Annotated in this window: 13 protein-coding genes; all 13 read right to left on the reverse strand. The window is 48.6% G+C overall.

Annotated features, from left to right (window positions below):
* On the reverse strand, positions 1-251 hold a 251-nt coding region (locus SHK35_RS13355; protein WP_318710148.1), incomplete at its 3' end, for a hypothetical protein.
* Positions 252-266: 15 nt separating this feature from the next.
* On the reverse strand, positions 267-578 hold the full coding sequence (locus SHK35_RS13360) for a hypothetical protein (protein WP_318702451.1): 312 nt from the start codon (positions 576-578) through the stop codon (positions 267-269).
* Between the two features lie 27 nt (positions 579-605).
* On the reverse strand, positions 606-2,195 hold the full coding sequence (locus SHK35_RS13365) for a DUF342 domain-containing protein (RefSeq protein ID WP_318710149.1): 1,590 nt from the start codon (positions 2,193-2,195) through the stop codon (positions 606-608).
* 25 nt (positions 2,196-2,220) lie between these two features.
* Positions 2,221-2,994, reverse strand: coding sequence for a FliA/WhiG family RNA polymerase sigma factor (locus SHK35_RS13370; RefSeq protein WP_318710150.1), 774 nt, complete (start codon positions 2,992-2,994; stop codon positions 2,221-2,223).
* A 6-nt stretch (positions 2,995-3,000) separates the two neighbouring features.
* Positions 3,001-3,264, reverse strand: a complete 264-nt coding sequence (locus SHK35_RS13375; RefSeq protein WP_318702454.1) for a hypothetical protein — start codon at positions 3,262-3,264, stop codon at positions 3,001-3,003.
* Between the two features lie 12 nt (positions 3,265-3,276).
* Positions 3,277-3,765, reverse strand: coding sequence for a chemotaxis protein CheD (locus SHK35_RS13380; RefSeq protein WP_318702455.1), 489 nt, complete (start codon positions 3,763-3,765; stop codon positions 3,277-3,279).
* A 32-nt stretch (positions 3,766-3,797) separates the two neighbouring features.
* Entirely contained in the window at positions 3,798-4,421 is a 624-nt protein-coding gene (locus tag SHK35_RS13385) for a chemotaxis protein CheC (RefSeq protein WP_318702456.1), read from the reverse strand.
* A gap of 24 nt (positions 4,422-4,445) precedes the next feature.
* Positions 4,446-4,940, reverse strand: coding sequence for a chemotaxis protein CheW (locus tag SHK35_RS13390; protein ID WP_318710151.1), 495 nt, complete (start codon positions 4,938-4,940; stop codon positions 4,446-4,448).
* Between the two features lie 17 nt (positions 4,941-4,957).
* Positions 4,958-7,072 carry a chemotaxis protein CheA gene (locus SHK35_RS13395; RefSeq protein ID WP_318710153.1) on the reverse strand — a complete coding sequence of 705 codons (2,115 nt, stop codon included), beginning with the start codon at positions 7,070-7,072 and terminating at the stop codon, positions 4,958-4,960.
* Between the two features lie 27 nt (positions 7,073-7,099).
* Complete coding sequence (locus SHK35_RS13400; RefSeq protein WP_318710155.1) at positions 7,100-8,191, reverse strand: protein-glutamate methylesterase/protein-glutamine glutaminase; 1,092 nt, start codon at positions 8,189-8,191, stop codon at positions 7,100-7,102.
* Positions 8,192-8,208: 17 nt separating this feature from the next.
* Entirely contained in the window at positions 8,209-8,931 is a 723-nt protein-coding gene (locus SHK35_RS13405) for a flagellar brake protein (protein ID WP_318710156.1), read from the reverse strand.
* A 12-nt stretch (positions 8,932-8,943) separates the two neighbouring features.
* On the reverse strand, positions 8,944-9,813 hold the full coding sequence (locus SHK35_RS13410; protein ID WP_318710157.1) for a MinD/ParA family protein: 870 nt from the start codon (positions 9,811-9,813) through the stop codon (positions 8,944-8,946).
* A gap of 12 nt (positions 9,814-9,825) precedes the next feature.
* Positions 9,826-11,070, reverse strand: coding sequence for a flagellar biosynthesis protein FlhF (flhF, locus tag SHK35_RS13415; protein WP_318710159.1), 1,245 nt, complete (start codon positions 11,068-11,070; stop codon positions 9,826-9,828).
* Between the last annotated feature and the right edge of the window lie 102 nt (positions 11,071-11,172).

Here is an 11,172-nt window from a genome sequence, read left to right on the forward strand (position 1 = left end):
ATGATTTTTTTTTTTTTTATTCTCTCCAGGGACCGTTTCGTTTTCTCCATGGCATATCCCACAGTTTCCTCTGCCACATCATCCACCTGGTTCTTTATGTTTTCCATTTCATCGGCAACAAAGCCCCTGATCTCTTCTCTCACAAGGGCCTTATTTTCCTCCGACGTATCCTCTCTGCCCGCCGGAAGAAGAAAACTCACTATAAAAATGATTCCGCCTGTAATCAGCAGAAATATTTCCATTGCGCTCATTGTGCAGTCCGTCCCTTAAATTTTTATGTCAAATCCCCGATACCCGTTTTCCTTCATGCCGTCCGGTTTCTTTTCCTTTTTTTGACGGTTTCTTCCCCCGTCGCCATAGTATTCTCCGCTTCCCTTTTCTCTGGCGTCAAACTTCTTATTCTGCCAGTCGGAATTATCGGAGCTTCGAACCTCCCTGGCCCTCTGCTGTGTATCCTTCTGTATCTGCTGCCCAATATTGGTCTGGTTCACCAAAGGCTTATTGTCCTCGTTTTGCTTGATGGCTGTATAATCCTGCGCTCTGGTGATTGTTGTTATTTCAATGGAGCCAAACGCCATAGTACTTCTCCTTTTTTCTGTAAGCTCCTACATAGGAAGCATTTTTACATCGCCTTCTACCTTTTCAAATCTGCAATATTGATAATTGCTCTGCAGAATCATGGAAACATCCCCAATAATGATTGTAGTACCCGGATAAGCACTGCCCTGCACCACCACTGCGGCCTTGCGCTGCCCTGCAAGAAGCGTATGAAGCTCGTTCATCTCCCTGTTTTTCCGGGCCAGCTCTTCCTTCTTAGTCTCTACCAGCTGCGCCGCATCCTTCACATATTTAAGCTGCTCCGGAGTAAACCGCACTCCCTTGGCACGTTTTTCTCCAAAGTTAATCAGCACCGGCTGCGTGTTTTTAATCAGCTTCACCAGCTCCGAAACCTCCTTCTGCAGCTGCACATATCTGGCCTTTCTCTCCGGGTCCACTCCCACCTCCACAATGGTGGACGCTCCCAGGGCGGCTCCAAGATTCTTTACATTGATACGGTTGCCCGCCTGAACATGCCCTCCTGTGATAAAGCCTCTCCTGCCGGTTACCGTAATCTCTGTTCCCGCGCTGACCTGGCTGTGGAGGATGGATTCCGTATTGACATAGCCGCCTGCATTCACTGTGGCATTCTCAATAAATTTTGCCACCACATCCCTTCCTGCCTCCAGGGTTCCTTTTCCCATGCCGTTTACTCCTCTTGCAATGATGATATTGCCGCCGGCCGTAATGTGGGCGCCCTCTACCACACCGTTTATAATCACGTTTCCTTTAGCATTCACCACAAAATTTGAGGCCACATTGCCATTTATCTGCACACTGCCCTCAAATTCTATATTACCTGTGGTGATATCCACATTCTCTACCTCATATACGTCGGACACAAAAACCTTGTCATCCACCAAAACCACGTGTCCGTCCACCTTGGAATAAATAGCGTTTTTATCAGGAGACAGCTCAATATTGCGCCCGAATTTCAGAACCGCTCTTTTTACAGGTTTTGGCGCAATCCTCCTGCCCAAAATATTAACCCCTGGCTCTCCCTGATCCTCCGGAAGAATCCTTGCCAGCATTTCCCCCTTCCTGCAGTGGTTGATCATATTCAAATGGAAGAAGTCCACGCTTCCATCCTCACGCATCGTAGGCTGTACATGCACTTCCGTGTTAAAGCAGTATTCCACACGGGCATCAGTGCCCTGTCTGGGTTCCCTGCCCCTTGCCACCACCAGGTCCGTACAGTAAATCCCCTCCGATTGAAAATGATCCTGCAAGGAGGACATCTGTACTCCTGAAACAATATTACGGTACCTGAGGTCCTTATAGAATTCATCAAAGGTAATTCTTTTTCCGGTATCTGAGGGGGGATAAAATCTTGCCACAGCCTCCATAAAATCATCGCTTACCTCAAGCTGATAAGTCTCATCGCATACCGGGCAGTCCTTTCTCCCTAAAAAACAAGCTCCCTGGGTCTTTTCCCCAATATATTTCTTGAGCTGATTGGCGTCGTAATCCACATGAAGCCGGTCAAGATAGCCCATTACCTCCGCAATCCGAACCTCCTCTCCACCGTCCGTCGGCGGAAAAAAACGGATTCCAAAGCCTCCCGGCATCTTTACCAGCCGAAAAAATCCATTTTGCATAACACATCTCCCAATACATTTACTGTCAATGATCAGACAGAAGTCCCATATAAGTTCCCATCTTTGTTTTCATTTTCTGCAGCGCTCTGGTGTGCAGCTGCGATACCCTGGATTCCGATACCTCCAAAAGGCTGCTGATTTCCTTTAACGTTAAATCCTCATAATAATAAAGCGTGATTACCTTTTTTTCTTTTTCCGTCAAAAGCTCCAAAGCCTCCCCTAAGACCCTGCTCAGCTCCTCCTTTTCAATACGTTCCTCCGGGCTGTCAAACCTGGCCGCAGTGTACCTTCCATAATCCTGAGACACATCGCTGCCCTGTTCCATGTATTCATTCAAGGATACCAGTCCTGTAATTTTCATCTGAGACTGCCATTCCAGGTATTCTTCTGCCGATATTCCAAGCCCCTTTATAATCTCCTCCTCAGTAGCTCCATGCCCGGTTGACTGCTCTATCTGTTTGATCACAGCTTCAATCTTTTTCTGCTTCTGCCGGATGGTTCTGGGTATCCAGTCCATCTTGCGAATCTGATCCAGAATAGCTCCGCGGATTCTGAGGCTGGCATAGGTTTCAAATTTGACCTCCTTCATGCAGTCAAATTTGTCTATAGCGTCAATCAGACCGAATATCCCGTAGCTGACCAGATCCTCATACTCCACATTATAGCCCAGGTACATGCTCAGCCTGCCCGCCACCACCTTGACCAAAGGAGCATACTCCAAAATGATTTTCTCCCTGGTTTCCAGCGATTTGGTCTTTGCGTATTCTTCTAAAAGTTTCTTTCTAGCAGCCTCTTCCATTAAATTTTATTGCTCTCCCTCTTTGCTCTGCGCTTTCAGTTCCTCGCCCCCGCTCTCTCCCTCTTCCTTTTCCTCCGCTGCCGCCTGGTTTTGTCTGTCAAAATAATCTAAGGTCCATTTTAAAACGCTGCCCAAAAAATAAAATACAACCAAAACAAAAAGCAGCGCTCCCAGCTTCCCCAAAATTGAAAAATCCCTTATAAATGTAACTATGCAGGTAACGGCTCCCGCTGCCAGCATCAGTATCAAAGGCAAATATCTTCTGTTCATAGCATACCCCTGTCAGATAATTTTCTCTGCCCTTCCCACGGCCCTGATATGAAATTCTCCTGTTTCAGGAAAAAAGGTAACTGTCCGTCCATAGTTTGCTCCTGTATCCTGGGCCAGAATCGGGATATTCATCTCCTTGAGCTTCTTTTTGGTCGCCTCCACATTGCGATCCCCCACCTGCATCATATCAGAACGTCCCTGAAAGGAAAACATGGTAGCTCCCCCCGCAATCTTTGCCACCATACGGCTGCGTACCGCCCCCAGCTTTTCCATCTGGGATACCAGCTCCGCAATTCCGGTATCTGCAAACTTTGCAATATTTTGTTGGCTGTTTCGTATCTGCTTACTGTCCGGCAGCATAATGTGTGCCAGCCCGCCTATTTTCGTATTCGGGTCTCTGATGGCGATTCCTACGCAGGAACCAAGTCCCAGCGTGGTGACGCCATTGGGACTTACACAGGTCTTTAAATCTGCCATTCCCACTTTGATAATCTCACTCATGCGCTTTTCCTTCTCACTTTTCCCTGTCTGGTCTATTCCACCGGTATCCCCAATGCGGACAGAATCTTAGAATAGGATTCCAGGTCCGGTATCAGAATAAAATATCCGTCTATCTCAATCTCATCATAAAACTGGGACTGAATCAACAGGATTCTGTCTCCCAGCACGCCGAATTGAATGGCGGGAACACTCAAAATTGCTCCCGCCATATCCACCGTCAGAGCGGGCGGCGTAGGATAAATCTGCAGATTTGTCAGGGTAGAAAGGGAATTCAGGTAAGCTCCTGTGATAATGTTTCCCAGCTCCTTCATGGCAGACAGCTCCATCTCGGAAAAGTCGTCTCCCTCCGGCGCCATCCCCATCATCACCTTGTTGATCAGATGCTTTGCGCTCTCCTTCTCCACCAGGAACATCATGCTGCCGGTGATATCGCCTTCGACGCCCAAAAGCACACCCACCATGACCTGCTCTTCGCCGCCCATCAGTGCTCCCACCTCCGAAAATTCCAGCAGCTTTACCTGGGGAACCTTCATGTCCACCTTACATTGAAGCATCTGGGAAAGAGCCGTCATGGCATTTCCCGCTCCGATATTTCCAATTTCCTTCAATACGTCAAAATAGGTCTCCGAAACCTTTTCCAAGCTGAGCTCTCCCATTGGCTCCTTCTCCTTCACTGAATATTATGCGTTATCCTCCAGCGCGACGGTATTTAAATCCAGCAGGGAAATCAATTCGCCATCGTGCTTTCCCACTCCGTTGATAAAATTTGTCTTGTCGTCCTTGGAATCATAGGAAACCTTCTCGATGTCCGTGGTCTCAAGGGTCACCACCTCTTTTACCTCATCCACCATGATTCCCACATTGCCCTGCTGATCCAGCTTCAGAATGATAATACGGGTGGATCTGGTCACCTCATCCTCTGCAAGGCCCATCTTTAAACGCAGACTCATAACCGGTATTACCTCTCCCCGCAGGTTAATGACCCCCTTCAGATACGCTGCCACCTTTGGCACTCTGGTGATATGCTGCATCCTTACAATGCTGTCCACGTTGCAGATGTCGATGCCGTACTGCTCTTTTCCCAGACGGATTACGATATACTGAATGGTCTCAACCGGCTCTTTGCCTTCAACTTCCTGCACATATTCCTGTTTCCTTGTACTGAGCTGTTCCATATCGTCATCTCTCCTTCCTAAATCAAAGCATTGGCATCCAGAATCAACGCCACCTCACCGTCACCCAGGATCGTAGCGCCGCTGATGAATTTGCACTGTTTCATATATTTCCCAAGGGATTTGATCACTATTTCCTGCTGTCCAATCAGCTCATCAATCACAAGTCCCGCCATCTTGTCTCCCTTCTTTACGATGACCACGATCAGGTTTTCGTCGGCAGACCTGCTGCTTTCTATGTCAAGCACCTCCGAAAGCCGGATCAGAGGAATAACCGTTCCCCTCAGATTGATGACCTCTTTGTTCTGCACCAGCTTTACCTCGTTTGGTTCAATGTCTTCCAGCGTCTGAATGGAACCCAGTGAGATGGCATATTTCTCACCCCCTACAACTACCATGAGAGCCTGAATGATGGCAAGGGTCAACGGCAGTCTGATGGTCCAGGTACTGCCTACGCCCAGCTTGGTCTTTACCTCTACCTCGCCGCTCAGGGATTCAATCTTGGAGCGCACCACATCCAGCCCCACGCCTCTTCCGGAAACGTCCGTAACCTTCTTCGCTGTGGAAAAGCTGGGAAGGAAAAGGAGATTGATGATTTCCTTTTCTGTCATATTGGCTGCCTGCTCCGGCGTGATCACATTCTTCTCAATGGCTTTGTTTTTCACGGCTTCCACGTCGATACCGTTTCCATCATCCTTCACTTCAATAATTACATTGTTGCCGTCCTGGTAAGCGTCCAGACAGATAGAGCCCGTCTCAGGCTTGCCTCTCTGAGCCCGTACCTCCGCAGATTCCAGCCCATGATCCGCTGCGTTGCGCAGAAGGTGCATAAGCGGGTCTCCGATCTCATCCACAACAGTTCTGTCAAGCTCCGTCTCCTCACCCGTCATGTACAGCTCCATCTTTTTGCCAAGAGTCTTGGAGAGATCACGTATCATACGGGGAAACTTGTTTACAACGCTCTCAATGGGAACCATCCGCACCTTCATTACAGATTCATGGAGATTTGTGGTAACACTCTCAATATATTCAATCTGCTCATTAAAGCCCTGGCCGCTTGTCTGGTCATGCTCTTGATTTGCAAAGGATACCAGCGAGTTTTTGGCAATAATCAGCTCGCTCACCAAATTCATCAGCACATCCAGTTTTTCAATGTCCACTCTGACAGTCCGGTTCACCACGGGCTTTCCGGGCGTCTGCTTCTTCTCCGGCGCTTTGGCTGCAGGCTTTGCCCTTCTTTCCTCGGGCAACGACTGGGCGGTTTCCGTCCCGGCAGCCTCGGTCTCCGGCTTTTCCTGCTCTGCGGCCGTCTCTTCCAAAGGATGATAGCTGCTGTTGTTTTCCAAAACAATGGGAGCGCCTGTCACATTTGCAATTTCGGATACACTTCCAGCCGCCTGAATCACCTCGTCCAGAGTGGCATCAGACAGGACAATTAAGGTAAAGTCCTTGTCAAATTTCTCGTCCTCCACATCCTGGGCGCTGGGCTCAGACACGATAATTTCACCTTTTTCCTCCACTGCCTTAAAAACCAGAAAAGCTCTGGCAGCCTTCAGGATACAGCTGTCCTGCACCACCACATTCAGGCCGTAAACCTTCTTCCCCTGCTTTTGAGCCGCCAATATTACATGAATCTGGCTTTCGTCCAGCGGAATGTGATCCCATTTATCTGCGGAGGTCTCCGTCTCTTTCGTCTCCTGTTCCTTCTGCTCCCCGGCAGCATTATCTGTGGGAGCCTCCTGTGTTTTTCTGTTTTGATTTAAAATATCATTCAGCTGCTTGATTAACGGCTCATTGTCATTGGCGCCCTCATCCGCAGTTTCCTGAATATTGTTATTGTACTCCTCCAGCGCATCCAGACAGTGGAAAAGCACGTCTATCATATCAGGGGTCACCTTGATATTGCCGTTTCTCACCTCAGAAAATACATTCTCCATATCATGGGTCAGCGTCTGCATCCGCTTGTATCCCATGGTCCCCGCCATGCCCTTTAAGGAATGTGCAGCACGGAATATCTCATTGATAACATCCATGTTTTCAGGATCTGATTCCAGTTCAAGAATCTGTGTGTTTAAAGTCTGCAAATGCTCCTTCGTTTCATCCAGGAAAATTTCAAGATACTGGCTTACGTCCATTTTATCCTCCATTCTGCCACAAACGGCTTACACATTGCTGGTTTTCACTCCAACATGCAATATAATTTCCTGTGCGATCTGCTCCAGGGGAACCACCTGATCAGACAATCCTGCATTGATAACACTCTTAGGCATCCCGAAAACAGTACTGCTGTTTTGATCCTGGGCAATCACATGTACCTGCTTTTGCGCTTTTAAGTTCTTGATTCCTTCCGTTCCGTCGGCGCCCATCCCCGTCATTACCACACAGACCACATTGTCAAAGCGGCTGCCTGCCAAGGACTCATACATATAATTGGCGCAAGGCTTCACGCCCTCCCTGGCAGGCTCGTCGGAATAATGGATGGTATGCCTTCCTGCAGGAGAGACCTTCACATTCATGTGCATGCCCCCCATGGCGATATACACCACTCCCGCTTCCAGCTCATCTCCCTCTTTCGCCTCCCTCACGGCAACACTGCTTAAGTCGTTGAGCCGCTCGGCCAGGGATGCCGTAAAGCCCTTGGGCATATGCTGCACCACAAGCACCGGTGTGTCCAGCTCCTTGGGAAGCTTCGGTATCACCGACTGGAGAGCCTTGGGACCGCCTGTGGAGCTGGCAATAGCCACCACTTTTCTCCCCGGAACCCTGACGGTGTGCCTGCGCACAATATCCACCATTTTACTGGTAGTCTGTCTGTTTTCCCGGATTTTTTCCTCGGACTCAAACACAGGAGGCTTGCTGTTTGCCACCACATCCAGTATCCGCAGAAGCTCCGTTTTAAAAGCGTCTACCCTGCAGTCGATGGCGCTGTCCGGCTTATGTATGAAATCAAGTGCTCCAAGCTCAAGAGCATCAAGGGTTGTCTTAGCGCCTTCCCTGGTATCCGTACTTGCCATCATCACTTTGGCAGATATCTTGAATTTCCGCAGCTCCTTTAACAGCTCAAGCCCGTTCATCTTTGGCATATTCACATCAAGGACCACTGCGTCGTACTGATTCCTGCTCAAAAGGTCAAAGGCCTCCAGACCATTTGTGGCTCTCGCGACAACCTGAAATCTCTTATCGCTGTTTATTATATCACATAGCACTCTTCTCATGAGTGCAGAGTCATCTACAACCAGAATTTTTTTTGGCATAACGAAAGTGCCTCCTCTCACATCAAATTTTCTTTCTTCCTGATTTTTCGTTCTTCCTCGAATATGTACTTAATAATCTCTTCTCTCATCACTCTGCTCAAATTGCAGTATGCCACTCTGTGCTCAAAGGTTCCCCTTTTTTCCTCAAGCTCTCTCACACTCAGCACTCTGCCTGCAGCCTCTATTTCCTTCTTTTTTCCGTCCCTCACCAGAATGTAAGCGCAGTAAATAAATTCCTCCGCTTCGTAGCGCTGCTGTGACACAAAGCGCAGTCCTCCTCCACTGATATCCGCAATAACGCCCTTCTCCATGGGAAGCCCCGGCTGGGGCACAAAGGGCAGCTTCTTTTCCAGCACCCGTATTTCTTCCCTGGAAAGGCTCCGAACCTGCATATCCAGCGTACAGTTGTAGCGGTAGTACGCCCTTCTCTGGTATTTACTCAGACCGCTGCTCAGCCTTACCCCGAGAATAAATACATTATCGCTTTTGCGCCGGCCGGTAACCCGCACCAGGCATTGATAAAGTCCCGTCTCTCCATAAGAAATCATGCGGTATTCACTGCCAACGGGCAGCAGTACCAGTTTTGACTTTTCAAGGGGCATCGTAAGCTCTAACGTGTCCTCGGACAGGATGTCATACACCATGCTGTGGTATATGGCCGGCTCCTCACCGCTCTCCCCCGGCCCCTCAAGGGCCTGCAAATCAATTTTATCTCCCACAGAAATCATCCTTGAAAGCATATGCCACTCCTTCTACCTTCTGCTAATTATATGAGAAAAAAATGCGGCAATCCCTCTTTTGGGCTGGCGCTTTGTTTCCTCTGCGCCCAAAAGCCGTCCGGCAATCCTTTCGTAGGCAAGGCTGGACTTTGCGTCCGGACTCTGAAGAGAAACCGGAACCTGCTGCATCACTGCCTGCGACAAGAGAGCGTCCTGCGGCACGCTTCCCAAAAAGATCATAGGCACCTTCAGGTATCTGGCCACCACCGTATTCAGCTTATGAAACAGAATTTCCCCTTCCTCCTCCTTCTGCACTCTGTTTGCAATGAGCTTTACCTTGGTCTCCTCCTCGTTGAATTTAGGATGACGGTACAGCGCCTTTAAAAGAGAATAGGAATCTGTAATGGAGGTTGGCTCCGGCGTGGTTACCAGAAGAATTTCCCCGCTGGCCACCAAAAATTCCAGCACCGCATCTGCAATGCCGGCTCCCGTGTCCACTATGATAATGTCCGCAATGGCATCCAACTGGGCAAGATTTTGAATAATATAGCTTAGCTGCTCCCTGTTTAGGTTTGCCATCCCGGAAATTCCGGAGCCGCCGGAAATAAAACCCACATTCATGGGCCCCCAGGTGATAATTTCCTGAATGCTTTTTCCCTGATAAATCAAATCGTATAGATTATGTTTTGGAACCGCCCCGAACATAATCTCAATATTCGCCAGCCCGAAATCTGCATCCAATATAACGACCCGTTTTCCCTGCCTGCGAAACTGAATGGCAAGATTGATGGAGGTGTTGGATTTTCCTACCCCGCCCTTTCCGCTGGTAACGGTAATGACACGCGCCAGGGGTCTTGTCTGTCTGCCTGCTTTCATGATTCTCAACTGTTCTGCCTGATCCATATCCACACTCCTTTATCCGCGTTTCCCTCCCAGCAAGGATTTTACAGTCTTTTGCGGATTAAACTGCTCAATGTCATCCGGTACATTCTGACCACAGGTTACAAAAGCGATGGGAGCATCCGTATACAGCTTCAAATTCATCAGATTTCCAAACGCAGCCGTCTCATCCAGCTTGGTAAAAATCAGCTGATATTTTGTTATGGTCTTATAGCTTTCTGCAATACGCAGCAGATCACTGTATTTGGTGGTGGCGCTGAGCACAAGAAACGCCTGATACTCCGCCATCTCCTCCACGGCCTTAAGCAGACCGCTGGTTTTTTCCAGCTGCTCCTCATTCTGGTGGGAATGCCCCGCCGTGTCCACAAAAATGTAATCAAAGCTTTCAAAATCTGAAATCGCTTTCTGCAGCTCTTCTTTGGTATAGATTACCTGAAAGGGAACCTCCAGTATATTGGCATAGGTCCTAAGCTGCTCCGCAGCGGCTATCCGGTAAGTATCGGCGGTCAAAAGGGCAATGTTTTTCTTCTCTCCTACAGAATAGCTGCTTGCTATTTTTGCGATAGTCGTAGTCTTGCCTACGCCGGTAGGCCCAAGAAACAGCACTACCTTCGGTCCTTTTGCAGCGGGCTTGATTCCCTCCGCCCTTCCGAATTTTAAAATCATTTTCTGATATACGTTTGTAAGAATATAATCAATGGGAGTGTTGGGCTTTCTGGTTTTGTCTATGTCCTCCAGAATCTGATTGGCGTATCTTTCATCCACCTCATTGTCCAGCATGGTATTGTACAAAAGACGGATAAATTTCTCCTGTTCCTTATTTTCTTCCCTGTCTCCCTGTTTGTCGCTGCCTTCGTGCTTCGGAACCGTTTCCTCCTCTTCCTCTCCGGCTTGATTTCTCCCTGTCTCAGATTTCTTAAGCTGAGTCACCAGAAGGTTCTGGAGGCTTTCCAGCTTCTTTTCAATGTCCTTTGAGCTTCCCTCAAGCCCGTTATCCATATCAGAGACTTTTTCCGAAAGAAGCGTCGCCTTGGGCTGATTTGCCGAGGCTTTCGCTGCCTCTCTGCGTACGGGCGTATAGGCATCCTGCTCCTCCTCCAAAGCCGCCGTCACCTCCACCTGCTTTGATTGGAACAGTCTCCGCCATCCGCTGGGCTTTACATCCCTCACATTCATGATAACGGCGCTTCCGCCAAGCTCCTTCTTGGCAGCCTCCGCCGCTTCTTCTTCGGTTTTCCCTACGTATTTTTTAATAATCATTACGCTGTCACCATCCCTACCGACTGTAATTCTACATTAGACTCCACCTCATCGTAATAAAAAACAACTACATCTTTAAAATATTCATACGTCAATCTCTTC

This window comes from Candidatus Acetatifactor stercoripullorum, from assembly GCF_944382095.1.
GTDB lineage: Bacteria > Bacillota > Clostridia > Lachnospirales > Lachnospiraceae > Acetatifactor > Acetatifactor stercoripullorum.

Bases quoted from the DNA above. Each gene is read 5' to 3' on its own strand.
- SHK35_RS13360 (WP_318702451.1), bottom strand. From the start codon at position 578: ATGGCGTTTGGCTCCATTGAAATAACAACAATCACCAGAGCGCAGGAT.
- SHK35_RS13365 (WP_318710149.1), bottom strand. From the start codon at position 2,195: ATGCAAAATGGATTTTTTCGGCTGGTAAAGATGCCGGGAGGCTTTGGA.
- SHK35_RS13370 (WP_318710150.1), bottom strand. From the start codon at position 2,994: ATGGAAGAGGCTGCTAGAAAGAAACTTTTAGAAGAATACGCAAAGACC.
- SHK35_RS13375 (WP_318702454.1), bottom strand. From the start codon at position 3,264: ATGAACAGAAGATATTTGCCTTTGATACTGATGCTGGCAGCGGGAGCC.
- SHK35_RS13380 (WP_318702455.1), bottom strand. From the start codon at position 3,765: ATGAGTGAGATTATCAAAGTGGGAATGGCAGATTTAAAGACCTGTGTA.
- SHK35_RS13385 (WP_318702456.1), bottom strand. From the start codon at position 4,421: ATGGGAGAGCTCAGCTTGGAAAAGGTTTCGGAGACCTATTTTGACGTA.
- SHK35_RS13390 (WP_318710151.1), bottom strand. From the start codon at position 4,940: ATGGAACAGCTCAGTACAAGGAAACAGGAATATGTGCAGGAAGTTGAA.
- SHK35_RS13395 (WP_318710153.1), bottom strand. From the start codon at position 7,072: ATGGACGTAAGCCAGTATCTTGAAATTTTCCTGGATGAAACGAAGGAG.
- SHK35_RS13400 (WP_318710155.1), bottom strand. From the start codon at position 8,191: ATGCCAAAAAAAATTCTGGTTGTAGATGACTCTGCACTCATGAGAAGA.
- SHK35_RS13405 (WP_318710156.1), bottom strand. From the start codon at position 8,931: ATGCTTTCAAGGATGATTTCTGTGGGAGATAAAATTGATTTGCAGGCC.
- SHK35_RS13410 (WP_318710157.1), bottom strand. From the start codon at position 9,813: ATGGATCAGGCAGAACAGTTGAGAATCATGAAAGCAGGCAGACAGACA.
- flhF (WP_318710159.1), bottom strand. From the start codon at position 11,070: ATGATTATTAAAAAATACGTAGGGAAAACCGAAGAAGAAGCGGCGGAG.